15 protein-coding genes are annotated in these 20,669 nt (G+C 65.6%); 3 read left to right on the top strand and 12 right to left on the bottom strand.

What is annotated here, in order from left to right:
• Positions 1 to 27: 27 nt before the first annotated feature.
• From acs to AC07S4_RS29935, 5 genes are all read right to left on the bottom strand, one after another.
• Entirely contained in the window at positions 28 to 1,983 is a 1,956-nt protein-coding gene (gene acs, locus AC07S4_RS29955; RefSeq protein WP_494990059.1) for an acetate--CoA ligase, read from the bottom strand.
• Between the two features lie 67 nt (positions 1,984 to 2,050).
• Positions 2,051 to 3,769: a PQQ-dependent methanol/ethanol family dehydrogenase gene (locus AC07S4_RS29950; RefSeq protein WP_494990064.1), complete on the bottom strand. Its 1,719-nt coding sequence runs from the start codon at positions 3,767 to 3,769 to the stop codon at positions 2,051 to 2,053.
• 62 nt (positions 3,770 to 3,831) lie between these two features.
• The gene (locus AC07S4_RS29945) at positions 3,832 to 4,206 is read right to left on the bottom strand and encodes a DUF779 domain-containing protein (RefSeq protein WP_161075435.1); all 375 of its coding nucleotides are present in this window, start codon (positions 4,204 to 4,206) and stop codon (positions 3,832 to 3,834) included.
• Between the two features lie 7 nt (positions 4,207 to 4,213).
• Complete coding sequence (adh, locus tag AC07S4_RS29940) at positions 4,214 to 5,734, bottom strand: aldehyde dehydrogenase (RefSeq protein ID WP_494990058.1); 1,521 nt, start codon at positions 5,732 to 5,734, stop codon at positions 4,214 to 4,216.
• Positions 5,735 to 5,886: 152 nt separating this feature from the next.
• Positions 5,887 to 6,855: a beta-propeller fold lactonase family protein gene (locus AC07S4_RS29935; protein ID WP_494990057.1), complete on the bottom strand. Its 969-nt coding sequence runs from the start codon at positions 6,853 to 6,855 to the stop codon at positions 5,887 to 5,889.
• Between the two features lie 178 nt (positions 6,856 to 7,033).
• Here AC07S4_RS29935 and AC07S4_RS29930 point away from each other — a divergent pair, with 178 nt between their 5' ends.
• On the top strand, positions 7,034 to 9,160 hold the full coding sequence (locus tag AC07S4_RS29930) for a TonB-dependent receptor family protein (RefSeq protein ID WP_494990056.1): 2,127 nt from the start codon (positions 7,034 to 7,036) through the stop codon (positions 9,158 to 9,160).
• Positions 9,161 to 9,233: 73 nt separating this feature from the next.
• On the opposite strand, the gene AC07S4_RS29925 is transcribed toward AC07S4_RS29930, so the two are convergent.
• The 6 genes from AC07S4_RS29925 to AC07S4_RS29900 all read right to left on the bottom strand — a co-directional run bounded on the left by AC07S4_RS29925 (position 9,234) and on the right by AC07S4_RS29900 (position 15,382).
• On the bottom strand, positions 9,234 to 11,450 hold the full coding sequence (locus AC07S4_RS29925) for a TonB-dependent receptor (protein ID WP_494990055.1): 2,217 nt from the start codon (positions 11,448 to 11,450) through the stop codon (positions 9,234 to 9,236).
• A complete protein-coding gene (locus tag AC07S4_RS29920; protein ID WP_494990054.1) occupies positions 11,447 to 12,265 on the bottom strand; it encodes a substrate-binding periplasmic protein in 819 nt (272 codons plus the stop codon). Before AC07S4_RS29920 ends, AC07S4_RS29925 begins: the two co-directional genes overlap by 4 nt.
• Before the next feature lie 14 nt (positions 12,266 to 12,279).
• Positions 12,280 to 12,741, bottom strand: coding sequence for a cytochrome c-550 PedF (pedF, locus tag AC07S4_RS29915; RefSeq protein WP_494990053.1), 462 nt, complete (start codon positions 12,739 to 12,741; stop codon positions 12,280 to 12,282).
• A 137-nt stretch (positions 12,742 to 12,878) separates the two neighbouring features.
• Positions 12,879 to 13,898, bottom strand: a complete 1,020-nt coding sequence (rtcA, locus tag AC07S4_RS29910; protein WP_494990052.1) for an RNA 3'-terminal phosphate cyclase — start codon at positions 13,896 to 13,898, stop codon at positions 12,879 to 12,881.
• 14 nt (positions 13,899 to 13,912) lie between these two features.
• Positions 13,913 to 15,148 carry an RtcB family protein gene (locus tag AC07S4_RS29905; RefSeq protein WP_494990051.1) on the bottom strand — a complete coding sequence of 412 codons (1,236 nt, stop codon included), beginning with the start codon at positions 15,146 to 15,148 and terminating at the stop codon, positions 13,913 to 13,915.
• Between the two features lie 21 nt (positions 15,149 to 15,169).
• Entirely contained in the window at positions 15,170 to 15,382 is a 213-nt protein-coding gene (locus tag AC07S4_RS29900) for a hypothetical protein (RefSeq protein WP_494990050.1), read from the bottom strand.
• Positions 15,383 to 15,535: 153 nt separating this feature from the next.
• Here AC07S4_RS29900 and rtcR point away from each other — a divergent pair, with 153 nt between their 5' ends.
• Together rtcR and AC07S4_RS29890 are read left to right on the top strand one after the other, a co-directional pair.
• Positions 15,536 to 17,131 carry an RNA repair transcriptional activator RtcR gene (gene rtcR / locus AC07S4_RS29895; RefSeq protein WP_494990049.1) on the top strand — a complete coding sequence of 532 codons (1,596 nt, stop codon included), beginning with the start codon at positions 15,536 to 15,538 and terminating at the stop codon, positions 17,129 to 17,131.
• 54 nt (positions 17,132 to 17,185) lie between these two features.
• The gene (locus AC07S4_RS29890; protein ID WP_494990048.1) at positions 17,186 to 18,460 is read left to right on the top strand and encodes a DUF445 domain-containing protein; all 1,275 of its coding nucleotides are present in this window, start codon (positions 17,186 to 17,188) and stop codon (positions 18,458 to 18,460) included.
• Between the two features lie 4 nt (positions 18,461 to 18,464).
• Here the strand turns inward: AC07S4_RS29890 and AC07S4_RS29885 are convergent, their stop codons facing one another.
• Positions 18,465 to 20,495 carry an esterase-like activity of phytase family protein gene (locus tag AC07S4_RS29885; RefSeq protein ID WP_494990047.1) on the bottom strand — a complete coding sequence of 677 codons (2,031 nt, stop codon included), beginning with the start codon at positions 20,493 to 20,495 and terminating at the stop codon, positions 18,465 to 18,467.
• Positions 20,496 to 20,669: the final 174 nt, after the last annotated feature.

Below are 20,669 nucleotides of genomic sequence, written 5' to 3'. Positions count from 1 at the left end.
GAAGCGCGCCGCAGGTGTCCCTATTTTCTACAACGCCTTGGCCAGCTGCTCAAGGATGGCGGGGTTCTCCAGCGTGGACACGTCCTGCGTCACGGTCCCGCCCTGCGCCAGCACGCGCAGCAGGCGCCGCATGATTTTTCCCGAGCGCGTCTTCGGCAGGTTGTCGCCGAAGCGCACCTCCCTGGGCTTGGCGATCGGGCCGATTTCCTTCGCCACCCAGTTGCGCAGCTCCTGCGCCAGCGCCTTGGCGTCCGCGCCGCCGGGCCTGGCCTTTTTCAAGACCACGAAAGCGCAGATCGATTCGCCGGTGGTGTCGTCAGGCTTGCCGACCACCGCCGCCTCGGCCACCAGCGGATGCGCCACCAGCGCCGATTCAATCTCCATCGTTCCCATGCGGTGGCCGGAGACATTGAGCACATCGTCGATGCGGCCGGTGATGGTGAAGTAGCCGGTGTCCTTGTCGCGTATGGCGCCGTCGCCGGCCAGGTAGAGCGCGCCGCCCAGCTCCTCCGGAAAATAGCTGGCCTGGTAGCGCTGCGGATTGTTCCAGATGGTGCGTATCATCGACGGCCACGGGCGCTTGACCACCAGGATGCCGCCCTGCCCGTCCGGCACGTCCTGCCCCGCCTCGTCCACCACGGCGGCCATGATGCCGGGTAGCGGCAGCGTGCAGGAGCCCGGCACCAGGGGCGTCGCGCCCGGCAGCGGCGTGATCATGTGGCCGCCCGTCTCGGTCTGCCAGAACGTGTCCACCACCGGGCAGCGCTCCCCGCCCACATGGCGGTGATACCAGAGCCACGCCTCGGGATTGATGGGCTCCCCGACTGAACCGAGCAGGCGCAAGGTGGACAAGTCATAGTTCTTCGGATGCACCGCCGGGTCCATGTCCGAGGCCTTGATCAGCGAGCGGATGGCGGTGGGCGCGGTGTAGAAAATGCTCACGCCGTGGCGTTCTATGGTTTGCCAGAAGCGGCCCGCATCCGGATAAGTGGGCACGCCTTCGAAGATGACCTGGGTTGCGCCCACCGCCGTCGGGCCGTAGGCGATATAGCTGTGGCCCGTGACCCAGCCGATATCGGCGGTGCACCAGTACACATCGTCCGGCTTGATGTCGAAGGTCCACTTCATGGTCAGCGCGGCCCACAGCAGGTAGCCGCCGGACGCGTGCTGCACGCCCTTCGGGGTGCCGGTGGAGCCGGAGGTGTACAGGATGAACAGCGGATGCTCCGCCCCCACCCACTCCGGCTCGCACTGCTCCGGCTGGTCCGCCATCAGGTCATGCAGCCAGATGTCGCGGTCGGAGATGTGCGTGACGCCGCCGCCGGTGCGCTGGTACACCACCACGTGCTTGACGCTGCCGCAGCCGCCCAGCGCCAGCGCCTCGTCCACGATGGATTTGAGCGGCAGCCGCTTGCCGCCGCGCAGCTGCTCGTCCTGCGTGATGACGGCGCAGGCGCCGGCGTCGGCAATGCGCTCCTGCAGCGCCTTGGCCGAGAAGCCGCCGAACACCACCGAATGCGTGGCGCCGATGCGCGCGCACGCCAGCATGGCGGCCACGCCCTCGACCGACATCGCCATATAGATCACCACCCGGTCGCCCTTGCCCACGCCGCGCGCGCGCAGGCCGTTGGCGATGCGGCACACGCGCGCGTGCAGGCCGCTGTAGGTCACGTGCGAGAAGGCGCCGTCGTCCGCCTCGAAAATAATGGCGGTCTTGCCGCCCAGGCCGCGCTCGATATGGCGGTCCAGGCAGTTGTAGGACACGTTCAGGCGGCCGTCGCCGAACCAGCGGTAGAACGGCGCTTCGCTCTCGTCCAGTACGCGCGTGAACGGCACTTGCCATTCCAGGTTGGCGCGCGCCTGCATGGCCCAATAGCCCTCGTAGTCGCGTTCCGCGTGCGCGCACAAGGCGTGGTAGGCATCCATGTCGGGAATGGCCGCCCTGGCGGAGAAAGCGCTCGGCGGCAAATACGTTGATTGCATGATCTTGACCCTCTTAAAAAAACTGACGGCCGCAGCCGTCAGCAAAACAACAGGAAAACTGCCGTGATTACTTCATCAGCTTGAACACCCAGACCGAGCCGCCCTGCTCCAGGAAGTTGACCTTCTTGGCCACTTCGCCGCCCCACAGCGGCACCGCGCCGCCCCAGCCGGACACCACGGCCACGTACTGCACGCCGCCGTCCTGCCAGGTGACCGGCGGCGCCACCACGCCGGAACCGGTCTGGAACTTCCACAGCTCCTTGCCGGTCTTCGCGTCCAGCGCCTTCAGGTAGCCTTCCGGCGTGCCGTAGAACACCAGGCCGCCGGCGGTGGTCATCACCCCGCCCCACAGCGGCGCCGTATTCTTCACTTCCCAGGCGATCTTGCCGGTCTTGGGGTCCACCGCGCGCAGCGCGCCGATGTAGTCGTCGAACAGCGGCCGGATGGTGAAACCCGCACCCAGATAGGCGCCGCCCTTCTTGTAGCTGATAGGCTCATTCCAGATGTCCATGCCCCACTCGTTGGCGGGAACGTAGAACAGCTTGGTCTGCGGGCTGTACGCCATCGGCATCTGGTTCTTCGCGCCCAGGAAGGCCGGGGCCGCGAACACGGTCTTGCCCTTCTTGCCCTCCTCGCCCTTGGTCGGATCGCCGGGACGGCCTTCGGTGATGAATTTCGGACGCCCGGTTTCCAGGTCGATGCCGCTGGCCCAGGTGATCTTCTTCACGTAGGGGAAGGCGTTCTTCAGCTTGCCGGTGGCCGCGTCGTTCACGTAGAAGAAGCCGTTGCGGTCGGCCTTGCCGCCATAGCGCTTGCCGTCCATGTCGAAGGTGACGAACTCGTTGGCGCCGTCAAAGTCCCAGGCGTCGTTCGGCGTGTTCTGGTAGGCCCATTTGATCTGGCCGGTGGCCACGTCCAGCGCCACCGTGGATGATGAGTACAGATTGTCGCCGGGGCGCAGATGGCTGTTCCAGGGCGCCGGGTTGCCGGTACCGAAATAGGCCAGCCCGGTGGACGGGTCGTAGGTGCCGCCCATCCAGGTGGAGGCGCCGCCGGTCTTCCACAGCTCGCCCGGCCAGCTCTTGTTCGGCGTGCCGGTCAGGCCGTTGTCGCTGGCGTTGCCGTCCTTGTCGTACTTATGGCCCATATGGCCTTCCACCGTGGGCCGCGACCAGACCAGCTCACCGGTCTTCGGATTGCGCGCCTCCACCCGGCCGACAATGCCGAACTCGCCGCCGGAAACCCCGGTCAGCAGCAAGCCCTTGGCGATCAGCGGCGCGGCCGTCATCGAATAGCCGGCGGCGTAGTCGTCGACCTTCTCCTTCCAGACCACCTTGCCGGTGTCCTGGTCCAGGGCCACCAGCTGCGCGTCCAGCGTGCCGAAGATGACCAGGTTGTCGAACAGGGCGGCGCCCCGGTTTACCACGTCGCAGCACGGCATGATGCCGTCCGGCAGGCGGTGCTCATACTTCCACAGCTTGGCCCCGGTCTTCATGTCGACCGCGAAGATGCGCGAGTACGAGGCGGTGACGAACATTTTTCCGTTGTGTATCAGCGGCTGCGACTCCTGGCCGCGCTGCTTCTCGCCGCCGAAGGAAAACGACCAGGCCGGCGTGAGCTTGCCCACGTTGGCGGTGTTGATCTGCGCCAGCGGCGAATAGCGCTGGCCTTCCGAGCCCATGCCGAACGACAGCACCGACGAGGTGTTTTTCGCCGCCGCTTCCAGCATGCTGGTGGTGACGGCCGCGCCGCCCGCCTGCGCCAGTCCCGCGCCGCCGGAGGCCAGCAGCGCCAGCACCGATGCGATTAAAGTTTTTTGCACAATGATCTCCTCTTCCCATATTTTTATTAAAGTGACGACAAACCCAGTTCCCTGCACTCCTCGTCCGTGAACAGGCGCGAGCGCGTCAGGAAGCGGCGCCCGGTCCCGTTATCCAGCGAGAACATGCCGCCGTTGCCCTGCACGACGTCGATAATCAGCTGCGTGTGCTCCCAGTAGCCGTACTGCTCCAGGCCGATGTAGAACGGCGCGCCGTTCAGATTGCCCAGGTAGACGTCGGTGTCGCTCAGGTTGAACTCCCCGGCCTGGTAGCACATCGGCGTGCTGCCGTCGCAGCAGCCGCCGGACTGGAAGAACATGATCGGCCCGTGGCGATGGCGCAGTTCTGCAATCATCTCCAGCGCAGGGCCGGTCGCAATAACGCGGGCTACGGCGGTTTTCATGGCCGCCTCAGAAAAAGCCCAGCGCCTTCGGGTTGTAGCTGACCAGCAGGTTCTTGGTCTGCTGGTAGTGGTCCAGCATCATCTTGTGGTTCTCGCGGCCGATGCCGGACTGCTTGTAGCCGCCGAAGGCCGCGTGCGCCGGATACAGGTGGTAGCAATTGGTCCACACGCGGCCGGCCTGGATGCCGCGGCCGACGCGGAAGGCGCGCGCGCCGTCGCGGGTCCACACGCCGGCGCCCAGGCCGTACAGCGTGTCATTGGCGATGCGCAGCGCGTCCGCCTCGTCCTTGAAGGTGGTGACCGACACCACCGGCCCGAAGATCTCCTCCTGGAAGATGCGCATGCTGTTCTCGCCCTTGAACACGGTGGGCGTGACGTAGTAGCCGCCTTCCAGCTCGCCACCCTGCACATTGCGCGCGCCGCCGGCCAGCAGCTGGGCGCCCTCCTGCTTGCCGATGTCCATATACGACAGGATCTTCTCCAGCTGCTCCTGCGAAGCCTGCGCACCTATCATGGTGGAGGAGTCCAGCGGGTTGCCCTGCTTGATGGCCGCCACGCGCTTGAGCGCGCGCTCCATGAAGGCCTCGTAGATCGACTCCTGTATCAGCACGCGCGAAGGACAGGTGCACACCTCGCCCTGGTTCAGCGCGAACATGGCGAAGCCTTCCAGGCATTTGTCGAAATAATCGTCGTCGGCCGCCATCACGTCTTCAAAGAAGATATTGGGCGACTTGCCGCCCAGTTCCAGCGTGACCGGAATCAGGTTCTGCGCGGCGTACTGCATGATGAGGCGGCCGGTGCCGGTTTCGCCGGTGAAGGCGATCTTGGCGATGCGCTTGTTCGAGGCCAGCGGCTTGCCCGCCTCCAGGCCGAAGCCGTTGACGATATTGAGCACGCCCGGCGGCAGCAGGTCGCCGATCAGCTCCGCCAGCACCATGATGGAGGCAGGCGTCTGCTCGGCCGGTTTCAGCACCACGCAGTTGCCGGCCGCCAGCGCGGGCGCCAGCTTCCATACCGCCATCAGGATGGGGAAGTTCCAGGGGATGATCTGGCCGACCACGCCCAGCGGCTCGTGGAAGTGGTAGGCGTATGTGTTCTCGTCGATCTGCGCGACCGAGCCTTCCTGGGCGCGGATGCAGCCGGCGAAATAGCGGAAGTGGTCGATCGCCAGCGGAATGTCGGCCGCCATGGTCTCGCGGATAGGCTTGCCGTTGTCTATGGTTTCCGCCGTGGCGATCAGCTGCAGGTTCTGCTCCATGCGGTCGGCGATCTTGTTCAGGATATTGGCGCGCTCGGTCTGCGAGGTCTTGCCCCACGCTTCCTTCGCAGCGTGCGCCGCATCCAGCGCAATTTCCACGTCTTCCGCAGTGGAGCGCGCAATCTCGCAGAACGGCAGGCCGGTGATCGGCGTAAGGTTGGCGAAGTACTCGCCCTTTACCGGCGCGACGAACTTGCCGCCGATGTAGTTGTCATAGCGTTGCTTGAAAGGGTTGGCGACACCCAGTTTGTTGATATCGGCGAGATTCATGTCATCCTCTTTCTTCAGTGTTGGTTGGACTTGCACCTTCTATTTCGCAAACACCGTGCCAGGCCCCTGCGTGGCGAAAACCGCGCCGCCGCCGCCGCAATCTGCTCCAAAGTTGAACAGGTGTTGCACAGCCGCTGTGGCAGGTGTCACGCTCAGGGGATGGCCACGCCCCAAGGCAATTCGCCCACCGCGATGTCGGCCACCTTGCGCGCGCTGGCCGTGTCGATGACGGAGACGCTGTTGGAGCGTCCGTTGGCCACGTACAGCTTGGCGCCGTCCGGCGTGAGCGCCATATTCCAGGGCCGCTTGCCCACGGCCACGGTCGCGCTGACGGAAAGGCTGGCGGTGTCGATCAGCATCACGGTGCCGTCCGCGCCGTTGGACACATAGACCTGCTTGCCGTTCGGGTGCACGGCGATGCCGTTGGCGTTGCGCCCGGCCGGTATCCTGGCCAGCGTGCCGCGCGTGGCGGTATCGATCACGTACACGGTGTTCACCAGCTCGCAGGCGATATAGGCGCGGCTGCCGTCCGGCGAAAAGCCGATGCCGCGCGGACGCAGGCCTACGGCCACGGCCCCGGTCTGGCGCCGTTTCTCCACGTCGATCACGTCCACCTGTTCGGCTTCTTCCGCGCTGACATAGAGCCAGCGGCCGTCCGGGCTGAACACCGCGTGCTCGGGATTGCGGCCCTGGACCGGTATGTCCGCCAGCCGCGCGCCGCTGCGGGCATCGACCAGCGTGACGCTGTTGCTCTCCTCGACCGCGACGGCGGCGTAGCGGCCGTCGGCCGACACGCCCACGCCTTCCGGCGACTTGCCCAGCGCCAGCGCCGCGGGCGCGGGACCGCCCGCGCTGTCGAGCATCAGCAGCTGGCTGCTGGCGGCGTCCGTCACGAACAGCCGCGTGCCGCCCGCCAGCGCAACGGCGGCAATGCCGCGCGGCCGCTTTCCCGCCGGCAGGCTGCGCAGCACCGTGTCGGTGGCGGTATCGACCACGCTCACCGTGCCGGACTTCTCGTTCGGCACATAGGCCAGCGCCGCCGCCCATGCGCCCTGCGCGGCCAGCAGCAGCGAAAGGCTTGCAAGCGCGCCGGCGGCGCGGGGACAATAGGATTTTTTCATGGCTATACCTTTAAGGTCAGTGAGGATCGCGCGCGCCGCATGCGCGCGCATCCGGCAGACGATGCAAACGGCATGCCACGCGCACGGCAAGCGCGATGGCAGGTATATTGCTTACGGGTTGAAGCAGACTTGCCGGCCCCCGCCAGGCAGGCGCGGAACTCAACCAAGGAGATTCAACATGCAGCACCGATTTCATTTAAACGCCGTTGCGGCCCTGTTCGTGGCGGGCGCCGCGCAGCAAGCGGCAGCGGCCAGCGGCGAAGCGCCGGTGGTCATCGTCAGCGGCAGCCGCGTGGAGCACAGCAGCATGGACTTCCCGGCCGCCATCGACGTGGTGGACGCCGAGCGCATCCGCGATAGCCAGATGCGCGTGAACGTATCCGAAGCGCTGGCCTCCGTGCCCGGCCTGGTGGCGCAAAACCGCCAGAACTACGCGCAGGATTTGCAGATATCCTCGCGCGGCTTCGGCGCCCGCTCGGCCTTCGGCGTGCGCGGCGTGAAACTGATCGCCGACGGCATCCCGGCCAGCATGCCGGACGGCCAGGGCCAGGCCGCCACCTTCAACCTCGACATGGCCGAGGGCCTGGAAGTGCTGCGTGGCCCGTTCTCCGCCGTCTACGGCAACCATGCCGGCGGTGTGGTGCAGCTGTTCACGCGCGACGGCGCAGGCCCGCCCACGCTGGAAACCAGCTTGTCCGCCGGCAGCGACGGCGCCCGCAAAATGGACGTCAACGCACAGGGCAAAGCGGGCAATGTGGGCTACGTGCTGGACGCGTCGCGCTTCGACACGGACGGCTACCGCGACCACAGCGCCGCGCGGCGCGACCAGGCCTACGCCAAGCTCACGCTGGCGCCGGGTGCGGGCGGCAAGCTGACCATCACCGCGAGCGCCCTGCGCCAGGACAATACGCAGGACCCGCTGGGCGTCACCTGGACCACCTGGCGGCGCGACCCGCGCGCCGGCGAGACAGACGCCAGCGACACGGCCGCCGTCAAGCGCACCTTCGCGGAACGCTACAACACCCGCAAAAGCATAGACCACCAGCAGATAGGCGCGGCGTGGGAACAGCAGCTCGGCGGCATTGCGGGCGGAGACAGCGGCAAGCTGCGCGTCACGGCCTATGGCGGCAACCGCCAGGTCATCCAGTACCAGGCATTCTCGCGCGCCTTCCAGGCGCCGGCCAGCCACTCGGGCGGCGTGGTCGATTTCGACCGCGACTTCAGCGGCGTCGACATCAGCTTCGTGGACGTGCGCGCACTGGCCGGCGGCAAGCTGACCACCACCGCAGGCATCGAATACGGCCGCTCGCAGGATGAACGCAAAGGCTACGAAAACTTCACCGCCACCGAATTGGGCGTCAAGGGCAAGCTCCGGCGCGACGAAACGGACACCGTCGCCAGCACCGATCCCTACCTGCAAACCGAATGGACGCAAGACGCCTGGGTGCTGAACGCGGGCCTGCGCCACAGCCGCTTCAAGGTGGACGTGGACGACCGCTATCTCTCGAACGGCAACGACAGCGGCGGGCTGCGCTACAGCCGCACCACGCCGGTGGCGGGCCTGCTGTACAAAGTGTCGCCGGTGCTGAACGTGTACGCCAGCGCCGCGCGCGGCTTCGAAACACCAACGCTGAACGAACTGTTCTACTCCGGCGCCGGCGGCGGCTTCAACTTCGGCTTGCAGCCGGCGCGCAGCACGCATACCGAAGCGGGCGTGAAGGCACTGCTGGGCGCGGACAGCCGTATCGACGCCGCCGTGTTCCAGGTGAAGACCAGCGGAGAGCTGGTGGTCGACGCCGCCAGCGGCGGCCGCACCAGCTACCGCAACGCCAGCGAAACGCTGCGCAGAGGCGCGGAAGTATCGGCGGACACGCGCTTCGGCTACGGCTTCAGCGCCCGCGTGGCGCTGACCGCGCTGCGCGCCGTGTACGACCAGGCCTTCGGCAATGTGCAGCGCGGCAGCCGCCTGCCCGGCGTACCGAAGGCCTACGCTTACGGCGAACTGGCGTGGCAATCGCCATCGCGCGCACTGGGCGCCGCAGTCGAAACCGTGGCCAGCGCCAGGGTCTACGCGGAAGACAGCAACACCGAGCAGACCGCCCCCGGCTACGCCGTCATCAACCTGCGCCTGACGGCACGCCAGGAAATGGGCGGCTGGCGCTTCAAGCAGTTCGCCCGCCTGAACAACGTGGCCGACAAAGCCTATGTGGGATCGGTCATCGTAGGCGACACCAACAAGCGCTACTACGAAGGCGCGCCGGGCCGCAACTGGCAGCTGGGCGCCAGCGCCCAATACCAGTTCTGAAACCGGAAGGCGCATACCGCGTAGGGCGGGTTAGCGGCAGCGCCGCGTAACCCGCCAATCCTGCACGCCAAGTTCAGAAGCGATACCGCACACCCGCCGAAACGGAGCGCGGCGCCCCCGGCGCCACAAACCGCGCCAGCGATGCCTCCCCGCCGGCTCCATGCGGACTCGCCAGCTGCCCGCCCGGGAATATATCCATGCCCACCGAGCCAAAAGTCTCATAACGCCGGTTCGCGGCATTGTTCACGCGAACAAACAGCTCCCAACCCGGTTGCGGCTTATAGCTCAAGTTCAGCCCCAGCAAAGCATAACCACGCGTGCGCAGGTCCGCGCGCTGCGGCGCTTCGCCGTCCTGCGGATCGGCGGACAAGCCGTCCTCATTCCCCTGCGCGCCCTGGCTGGACACCGCGCGCAGCTCCGCGCCCAGCGTCAGCGCAGCGGCGGCCCGCCAGTCCAGCGCCAGCTTGAGCGTATTGCGCGGCAGTCCGGCGATGCGCGTGCCCGGCGCAACCAGCACCTTGCGCGTGCCCGTAAACAGCGTCCCGTCCGCGCCATACACGGCATCCAGCCAGCTATAGCTGAGCCTCACCGCATAAGGCCCGCGCTCAAAACCCGCGCTCAGATCCAGCCCCTGATGCCGTGTGCGCGAAAAATTGGAGAAATACCCATGCTGGCTCAGGCCTGCGCTGCGGAACAGGATATCGTCCCGGTTCATGGTGCGGTACATGGTGGCGGTGACCGTATCGCGGCCGGACTGCCAGCGCGTGCCCGCCTCCACCGTGCGCGACACCACCTGCTTCAGATAAGGATCCGACTGCAAGCCCACCGGCAGGCGGCAAGGCTGCGCCGGGTCCGCGCAGCCCAGTTCAATCACGGTGGGCATGCGGTTGCTCTGCGCCGTGTTGGCGAACACCGTCCATCCCGGCGCCGCCTCGTGGGACAGCCCCAGCGCGGGGTTCAGCTTGCGGTAGCTGAACTCCTCGCGCGGCTGGGGCACGCCCTCACTGCTGATGGTGTTGGCCACGCGCGCGCTGGCATAGCGGGCGGACGCGGTGAGCCAGGTTGCCGGCGCGACGGTCCAGGTGCCGGTAAAGTAGACGCTGCCGCCGCGCGCCCGGCCATCGACGGCAGCGTCCAGCTCGCGCTCTTCGCCGCTATCCGCGAACACGCCGCGCGCGGCATCGAAACCAGCCGCCTGCTCATACTGCGCAAACCCCACTGTGCTGCTGTCGTAGTTCAGGCCCGCCATCAGATGCGCCCCCGCAGCGTGGCCCGACCACTGCGCGCTGAAACCCCGGCTGCGCTGGCGGGTGCTGGTGGTGTTGAGCGACGCGGCATGCTGGTCCGCGTCCTCGAAGCCGTCGCTGACATCGCCGTTCACCGTGTCGCGGCGGCTGTTGCGCACATACGCGGCCACGGTCAATTGCGTATCCGCCGCCAGGCGGCGCGTGTAGCTCCATTGCGCCTGGCGCAAGCGGTTGCGGGTCTCGTCCGGCCAGGTGTAGACCGCGCGGCGGTCCTCCTCGTACATGGCGTCGGGCAGCAGGCCGTTGCCCACCAGGCGGCTCGCGCCGCCCAGCAGGGTAAGCTGCCATTCGCTGTCCGCCTGCGTGCGGCCCAGCTTGAGGAACAGATTGCCTAGCCGGCCGTCCGAATGCGCACGCCAGCCGCCGTCGTCGAACAGCGTGCCGGCGGTGAAGATATGCCAGCCGTCCTGCGCCGCGCCATAGGCCAGATCGGCCCGGCGCCGCTGGTGGCTGGCGCTGCTGACGGCCGCCTGCAAACCCGGATCGCTGGCGCCGGAACGCGTGTTCAGCGCCAGCGCGCCGCCCAGCGTGTTCAGGCCGTACAAGGGATTGGAGCCCGGCGCCAGCAGCACGCTGCCTATCGCCGCCTCGGGCAGCATGTCCCAGTTGACCACGTCGCCAAAGGGTTCGTTCACACGCACCCCGTCCAGATAGACGGAGATGCCCTGGCCGGTTCCCAGCACGGGCGAAGCCCGGAAGCCACGGTAGGTAAGGTCGTTCTGGAAGGGACTGCCGGAGATATCGTTCAGGTTGACGCCGGCGAAACTGCGCGCGAGGAATTCGCTCAGATTGTCGCCGCCGGCGCGCGACAGCGCCGCATCGGACGCCGTCTGCACCGCGTAAGGCAGCGTCTTGCGCTCCACGCCCAGTCCCGGCAAGGGCGCGATGCCGACGATCTCCACGCTCGCCATCGGCGAGGCCGCCATGCCGGCGCCGTGCGCCAGCAGCATGACCGCCAGCGCAATGGCCGTGCGCTGCGTCATGGCTGCACCATGCGCACGCCGTGCCGCGCGAAGATGGCCTGCAGCTCGCCGCTCTCGCGCATCTCGTTCACAGCCGCCTGCAGCAGCCGCGCCACATCCTGTTCGTCCTTGCGCACGGCCATGCCCACCGCCCAGCCCTTGCGCGGCAGGCGCTGGAAATCCGCCTGCGCCAAGGGGAATGCCGGGTCGTCGCGGAACACCGCTTCAATCTCCGAGCGGTTGGCCAGCACCGCGTCCAGCCGCCCCTCCTTCAGCTCCTCCAGCGCGGCAGCGGCGCTCGGGAAGATGCGCACATTTTCCCGAAAGCGGCCGTTGCCCTCACCCAGCAGCACCATGGCGGCAATCGATACCTTTTCCACGCCGATGCGCTTGCCCGCCAGCGCATCGATGCCGTCGAACACCGGCACGGCCTGGGCGCTGCGCACCAGGCGCACCGCCTCCACGTGGTAAGGCGCGAAGATCTGCACCTTGCCGTTCTCCGCCATCAGCTGCGGATCGACCGGCACGTGCAGCAGCACGTCGGCCGGACCGTAGCCGAGGTAATGGCCCTTCCACACCATGTTGCGCAAGTCGTCCCCCAGGTTCTCGCCCGCCGGGAACGGCAGCAGCGTGAGCCTGAGCTTGAGCTTCTTGGCCAGCGCGTCCGCCAGGTCGATGTCGATGCCGCTGCCGTGATCGGAGAACGGCGCGAACTCGTTATACACCGCCACCTTCAGCGCGCCGGACTGCTGCAGGCGGTTCCAGTCGGCGTGAGCCGGCAGCACGGCGGAGGCGAGCGCCAGCACCGCAGCGGCATTGCGGTAAAAATGGGACATGGCGTGCTCCGGTATCAGTTGGTTTCGCGGCGGTTTTCCAGGTAGGTCTTGATGGCCCACATGGCTTCCTGGTTGAAGATGCCTTCGAACGGCGGCATGTAGACCGCGCCGTTACGCACCTTGCCGGCGCGGATGGAGCTGAGGAAGTAGGCGTCCACTTCTTTTAAGCAGGCGGCCTTCTTGGCCGGGTTCTTGGCGCTGGCGCAGTCGCGGTCCAGCAGGCGCAGGTCGGGCGCGATGCCGCCCGATACCGCCTCCAGGCCGTGGCAGCGGGCACAATTCTGGTTGTAGGCGGAACTGCCTATCTTCAGCGCCAGCTTGTTGCCCTTGTAGGGATTTTCATCGCGCCATTTGTCGCCCAGGGCGGCAAGGCCGGTGGTGTCGACCGCCTGCGGCGTGACGGCGCCATGCGCCTGCGCGCCGAAGGAAGTAATGAGGGCCGCCGCCGCGAGGCAAAGAGTGAGTGCGCGTTTCATGGTGTTGTCTCCTGTAGTTGTGAATAGCTGCTGATTCACAAGGAGCAATTGGCGTGCCACGCGGCTTAGGCGCATCAGGCCATGGCGCGGTGTACCAGTTTGGAGCAGGTGTCACATATTGTGCAACACTTGTCCTTTCAGCGCGCCGTGACGCAACAAGTACTGTGCCTGTCACCGGCCTCGAACTGGATGTCCACCGGCAGAAAGCGGGCGATCACGGCGGCATTGGTCAATGCGTGCTGCGACACGCGGGCCACCGTGAATTTGCCGCCTCCCGCCAGCGCCATTGGTATCAGCAACTGGTCAGCCAGATGCTCCCCCACCGCTGCGCCGGATGCGATGTAGCGGCGCACTTCGCCTACCGCATGCCGGGCGACGTTTTCCGCCGTCACCGACTTTTCGCCAAAGCCGGCTATTACCTCGGTAACGTGCTCGGAGTCCAGCGTAATGAGCAGCACATTGCCCGGCCCCTGCTCGTCCGGCAGCTTGCGCTGGTGCAGCTGGGACTCGGACCAGCCCAGGCCTGTGGCCACGCACTCCAGTTCGCGCCGCGCCACGCGCTCCGGCACACCGGCGATCAGGCTCTCCGCATAGGAGTGCAGTCTCGCGCCCGGCGACATCAGCTCGATGCGCTTCAGTTGCCCGCATGGCTGCACCGCCGCGACGATTTCACCGCCGCCGGCCGGGTAAAAGCCGTGGCGCCGTAGCTCTATCGACATGTCCGCTCCCATGGCCGCCATTGACCGGCCATAGCTGCGCTCCAGGAAGTGCGCCGGCGGCGCCATGGGATTGTGGGTGCCGCCGCAGACCGTCACCGTGGACGGCGCGTCGGCAAACAGCAATGCCGGCAGCAGCGTCTGCAGCACCAGCGTGCAGCTGCCTGCGGTGCCGATCGCGAAGCTGTAGCTGCCGCCTCGTATCCTGCCCGGCCAAAATTCCAGTTCACGCGCGCCCACTGCGGCAGACGATACGTCCGCGCCGCACACTTGCGCCGCGGCCTGGACGGCAACCAGGTGCTGCCGCATCAGGCCCGGCTTCGGGCGGTTGGCGCGGATGTTCACGATGCGGAAAGGGCGCCCTGTGATCATGGCCAACGTCAGGGCGGTGCGCAGCACCTGCCCGCCACCCTCGCCCTGCGCACCGTCCAGTTCCAGCATGTCCGTTGCCATCATCATCCTTTCACGCAGACGACCTGCTTCAGCGTGTGCACCACTTCCACCAGGTCGCGCTGGGCATGCATGACGGCGTCGATGTCCTTGTACGCCATCGGAATCTCGTCGATCACGTTGGCGTCCTTGCGGCACTCCACGCCTTCCGTCGCGCGCACCTGGTCCGCCAGTGTGTAGCGGCGCTTGGCCTCGTTGCGGCTCATGGTACGGCCCGCACCGTGGCTGCAGCTGTTGAAGCTCTCCGCATTTCCCTTGCCGCGCACGATGAAGCTCTTGGCCCCCATCGAACCCGGAATAATCCCCAGTTCCCCCTCGCGCGCCGACACCGCCCCCTTGCGGGTAACCAGTACCTCCTGGCCGAAGTGACGCTCCTTCTGCACGTAGTTGTGGTGGCAATTCACCGCCTCGACGTGCGTCTCGAAGGGCTTGGCGATGACCTTGCGCACCGCTGCGATCAGGTTTTGCATCATCACTTCACGGTTCATGCGGGCGAACTTCTGCGCCCAGCCCACGGCTTCCACGTAGTCGTCGTAGTGCTGCGTTCCCTCGTTCAGATAGGCCAGGTCCTTGTCCGGCAAGTTGGCGATGTGCGCGCGCATGTCCTGCTGGGCCACCTCGATGAAGTGGCTGCCAATGGCGTTGCCCACGCCACGCGACCCCGAGTGCAGCATGAACCACACCGCGCCCTGCTCATCCAGGCAGACTTCCACAAAGTGGTTGCCCGAGCCCAGCGTGCCGAGGTGGCGGTAGTTATTGGTGTTCTTCAGCTTGGGCGTCTTCTGGCAGATCACGTCGAATTCGTCCTTCAGCTGAGTCCACGCCGCGTCCACTGCCGACGGCGGATTCTGCCAGCTGCCTTCATCGCGGCCCTTGTAGCCGCGCGTCTTCGGCGTCATGCCATGAGGGATGGCTTTTTCGATGGCGCTGCGCAGCGGGCCGAGGTTGTCCGGCAGGTCGCGTGCATTGAGCGTGGTCTTGGCCGCCATCATGCCGCAGCCGATGTCCACACCCACGGCCGCCGGAATAATCGCGCCCAGCGTCGGGATCACGCTGCCGATGGTCGAGCCTTTACCCAGATGCACATCGGGCATTACCGCGATGTGCTTGTAGATAAAGGGCATCTTCGCCGTATTGGCCAGCTGGGCTTTGGCCTGCTCTTCAACCGGCACGCCACCGGTCCACATTTTCACCGGCCTGCCGCCCTGGTTATCCAGCAATTCGTAAGTTTCGTTTTTCATCATCATTCCATTTAATCCGGTTTAATCATCGCCGACAAGAGCGGCCAGCACGCCGTGCCAGACTTGCCTGGACTGGGCGGCAGGGAGTGCGCGGCCGGCAGTGCCATGCAGCCGCCAGCCAACAGCCGTGCGGTGCTGCGCCGACCTGGCGCTGAGTCCCGGTCCTTTTTCCCCTTTGCCCGCCGCGCCGGCGCTGATCATCCAGCCGCCTGCATTCCCGCCCATCTTCGCCATTTTTCTCTCCTCTGGGTTTGTACCCTGTATATTGCAAGCCGTGTGCCAGCAAGGAAAAACAGCCTAAGCTGTTGATAAATAAGGAAATATATAAGTATGGCGCCCGCCGTCATTTGTGATAAATTATCCAGATAGATAAACATTTATCCAGAAATGAAGAAGAAAACAGTCATCCTCGGCTTTGTCGGCACACAGCTCGACAGTGGAAAAGGCAGCGCACGCTGGGAAAAGTGGCGTCCCACCGTCGCCATGGCGCAGCACGAAGACCTGGTGATCGACCGCTTCGAACTGCTGTACAACGGCAGCTATGGCCCATTGATAGAGCAGGTGCGGGAGGACATCGGCACGATCTCGCCGGAAACCACGGTGGTTCAGCACAAGCTGGCGATACGCGATCCATGGGATTTCGGAGACGTGTACAGCAGCCTGTTCGACTTCGCGCGCAGCTACCCCTTCGATCCCGACAACGAGGAATACTGGATACACATAACCACCGGCACGCACGTGGTCCAGATCTGCATGTTCCTGATGACGGAGGCGCGCTACTTCCCCGGCTGCCTGCTGCAAACTTCGCCGCCGCGCCGCCACGCTGCAGGTTCACCGGGCGACTACACCCTGATCGACCTGGACCTGTCGCGCTACGACCAGATCGCGCAGCGCTTCGCGGCGGCGCAGCAGGAGGGCGTGGCCTTCCTCAAGTCCGGCATCGCCACGCGCAATCCGCAATTCAATCTGATGATAGACGAGATCGAACACGTCGCCGTGCGCTCACGCGCGCCCATGCTGCTGATGGGGCCTACCGGCGCAGGCAAATCCTTCCTGGCCCGGCGCGTGTTCGAACTGAAAAAAGCGCGCCACCAGCTGCGCGGCGGCTTTGTTGAAATCAACTGCGCCACGCTGCACGGCGACGGCGCGGGCTCCACGCTGTTCGGCCACATCAAGGGCGCATTCACCGGCGCCGCGTCCGACCGCCCCGGCCTGCTGCGCACCGCGAACAAAGGCTTGCTGTTTCTCGACGAGATAGGCGAACTGGGACTGGACGAGCAAGCCATGCTGCTCAAGGCCGTGGAAGAAAAGCGTTTCCTGCCCATGGGTGGCGACCACGAAGTGGAAAGCGACTTCCAGCTTATCGCCGGCACCAACCGCGATCTGGCGGCGGAGGTGGCGGCAGGCCGCTTCCGCGAAGACCTGTACTCCCGCATCAACTTGTGGACCTACGCCCTGCCCGGCCTGGCCGAGCGCCCGGAAGATATCGAGCCCAATCTGGACTACCTGCTGCTGCAATTCGGCGAGGAGCACGGCGACGCGGTGCGCTTCAACAAGGAAGCGCGCGCACAGTTCATGGCTTTCGCCACCTCGTCCGATGCGCGCTGGAGCGGCAACTTCCGCGACCTGTCCGCATCCGTCACGCGCATGGCCACGCTGGCCGAGGCCGGACGCATTACCACGGCGGTAGCCGGCGCCGAAATCGCGCGCCTGCAGCGCCAATGGCGCACACTGTCCCAGCCCGCCGCTACAGGCATTCCGCTGGAAGACGCCATCGGCGCGGAGGCGGCGGCACAGCTGGATCTGTTCGACCGCGCGCAGCTGCAGGCGGTGCTGGATGTGTGCCGCCAGTCCAGGAATATGTCCGACGCAGGCCGCAAACTCTTTGCCGTTTCGCGTGCCGGCAAGGCCAAGCCGAACGACGCGGACCGCCTGCGCAAATACCTGGCCCGCTTCGGCCTGGAGTGGGACAGCGTATCGTAGGCCGCCATACCGCTTCTTGTTATACGATGGCCTGATTCAAGCCTGGAGAAGAAAATGAACAAGGAGCTGGAACTCAAAAAGGCCAAGCGGACCGCCTTGCTATTCCTGGCCGCAGCTGCCCTGGTCTTTATCGTGACAGCCTTCCTGCCGCGCAGCTTCGCAATGGACTGCGTGAAGGCGGTTGCGGAGGCGGCCATGGTGGGCGCGCTGGCCGACTGGTTCGCCGTGGTGGCGCTGTTCCGCCGCGTACCCATCCCGCTGATATCTGCGCACACCAACATCATCCCCAACAACAAGGACCGCATCGCCGACAACCTGGCGCACTTCGTGCAGGAGAAGTTTCTCGATTCCGACTCGCTCGTGGGCCTGATCCGCAAGCATGATCCCATCGCCCGGCTGGGCGCCTGGCTGGCCGAGCCGGCCAATGACCGCATCCTCGGCGCCTACGTGGTGCGCCTGGCTGCCGGCATGCTGGACATGGCGGAGGACGCGCGCATCCAGCGCTTCCTGAAGGACGCCTTCCACGCCATGCTGGGCAAGCTGGACCTGTCGCGTTCACTGGCCACCGTGCTCGATGCGCTCACCCGCGACGGCCGCCACCAGGAAGTGCTGGACGATGTGATCGACGCGGCGCTGCTGCATCTGCGCGCGCCGGAAAACCAGGAGCTGATCGCCACCAGCATTATCCATTGGCTCAAGCGCGAACACGCCGCCATGGAAAAGCTGCTGCCCACTGCCTGGCTGGGGGAGAAAGGGGCGGACTGGGTAACCGAGGCGCTCAACACGCTGCTGATGGAAGTGGCGGAAGACCGCTCGCACAAGCTGCGCCGGAGGCTGGACCGCATGATCGCGGAGTTCATCACGCGGCTGCGCGATGATCCGTCCTTCCATGAGCGCGCGGAGGAGCTCAAGCGCTATATCCGCGACGGCGAAGCCGTGAACACCTACCTGGCCGAAATCTGGGATGGCTTGCGCAGCTGGATGCGGCAGGACCTGGCGGCGGAAGAATCGGAGCTGCACCGGCGCGTGGCGGCGATGAGCAAATGGCTGGGCGAAGAGCTGGGCCGCAATCCGGACCTGCGCGCGTCCTTCAGCCGGCACATGGAGGACGCGGCGCGCGCAATGGCGCCGGACTTCGCCGACTTCCTCACCCGCCATATCAGCGATACGGTGAAGAAGTGGGATACGGAAGAAATGTCGCGCCAGATCGAACTCAATATCGGCAAGGACTTGCAGTACATCCGCATCAACGGAACCATTGTGGGCGGATGTATCGGCCTGCTGTTATTCCTGTCCTCGCACCTGATCGGCCTGGCGCGCATGCAATAGCGGCTTAGTAGGCCGTCAGCGCCTTGCCGAACTTGATCAGCCACAAGCGGCTTGGACGCTCGCGGTCGTCACCGCGCGCCACGCGGATGCTGTTGGCGGCATCGCAGCCAGCGGTGGTGCTGGTGACGATGGCGCCGTTCGCGTCCACATTGCACTTGGTGACGTCGGCATCGGCCACCGCCACGCCGGCTGGCGTGAAGATCTTGGTTTTCAGGCCGAAGTCGTTGTCGTTGGCCAGGGCCAGCGTGTTGCCATCGACTATGGTCAGGCCTTCGGCTTTTTCAGCCAGCCAGCCGATCGCGTTCAGGTCCAGCAGCAGGGTCTTCTTCAGCGCCACCACTTTCGACCAGTCCGCGCCGTTCACGGCCACGCCGCCCATCGAGCTTTTCTCCAGGTCGGAGCTGGCGGCGTTGAATGCCGCTGCGCTGATATCGGTGGCGTTGGCGATCTCCACCAGCATCAGCTTGTTGAACACCTTGCCGCTAGGCGCCGCGCCCTGTTCGATCACGATGAATTTGCCGTTGCCCAGTGCGACCACGTCGCCCAGCTTGGCGTTGCCGGTGCGGCCGTCCTGGTAGTCGGCGCCGTTCAGCGGGTAGGCGTACATCTTCGACGTGGTGCCGCTCACAGGATCGAATTCCACCCAGCGCGTAAAGCGTGCAAAGCGCTCGATCTGCTCGCTCTTGCCGGTCACCGAGTATTGCGCATTGCCGTCGGTCAGCGGGCTTTGCAGGAAGGTGTGCAGCTTGTCGGTAGTCGTGTCCAGCGCCATGCCTTCGATGCCGCGATTGGCGCGGCGCTTGGCGAAGATGGCAGGCAGGCCGCTGCCCGCAGCGTATTTGCTCTGCACGATGCCGGTGGCGGGATCAATCTTCACAACGAATGGACCGTATTCGTCGGCCACCCACAGCACGTTGCGCTTCTTGTCCAGCACGATGGCTTCGCTGTCCAGGCCATTGGCGTTGAACGCGGCCTTGCTGTTGGCGTCGAACTTCATCGCATCCATCACAGGCACTTCCGCCGAATTGCCCAGGGTGCCCGCCGGCAGCGGCAGGCCGCTCATGTTGACGGTGGCGCTGGCCTTGATCGGCTGCACGGAGGTCAGCACCGCGCCGGCTTTGCCGACGGTGATGATGCCGATCGATGGCGTGAAACTCGGCGACGGGAAGATCTTCGCGCCCATCACGCCGCTGCCGGTCAGCGCAGGCACGTTGGGGCCATCGCCGTTCGGGCCGCGATCGGTCAGGCCGTAGAACTCCAGGTCGCCGTTGGCATTGGCGCCCTTGAAGGCCAGCGAAGAACCGAAGGACGGCAGGAAGCCAAGCGGGAAGTCCTCTTTCACCTTGGCGTTGCTGCCTTCGTAGGGAATGTAGTACTTGGTATCGGCCTGCATCTGGTAGCGGGTGACGGTCACGCTCACGTCGCCCTGCGTGAAGTTCTGGTTGACCGGCGTGCCCACTTTCGACGCCAGCGTATCCTCGAAGTGCTCGCGCACCAGGGCGCGGCGGTCGTCGTCCACGCTGCGCGCGGCGTACTTAGCGCCCGCGGCGGTCAGATTGGCGGCCATGGCGGTGTTGAAGGCTGCGGCGGCCAGGGTGAAGTCGGCGGTCTTGGCCGCCAGCGCGGTTTTCACGTCGGCAGTGATCTTGATGCCGTTCTGCGGATCGCTATCCTCGTCCAGCAATTGCAGCGCCAGCAGGCGGTTGACGACTTTCACGTCGCCGACATCGGTGGCGCCGGCCAGCTGCAGCGGCGTGATGGTGGCCGCGCAGGCCGCGCTGCCCAGCGCAATGCCGCCGATGCTGAAGCTCACCGTGTCGCCCGTGGTGCAGGTGAATTCGCCTTTGGAACCGGTAGCCGCCTTGGCGGCGGTGCCGGCCACGTAATCCAGGCCTTCAACCGCGCCATCCAGGAACAGGCCGTTGATGACCGGCTTTACCGGCGCGATGACTGCTGGGGCGTCGTCGCTGCTGCCGCAAGCGCTCAGCGCGAGGGCGACGGCCAGGGACAACAGGGAGAGTTGGGGGAGCTTCATGCTGCGGACCTCTTCTGATTGAAAAGGCGCAGTCTACTGAGCGGATATGACAACATTATGACGCTGAAAAGCGAAAAACCCCACACAGATCACTATGCGGGGTTTTTCTATATAACTAGCCTGACGATAACCTACTTTCACACTGGTTGCAGCACTATCATCGGCGCAAAATCG

The sequence above is a fragment of the Pseudoduganella sp. GW821-FHT05F09 genome, from assembly GCF_059419605.1.
Note: the sequence above shows the minus strand (reverse complement) of the source record. Positions and strands in the feature narration are given on the sequence as shown.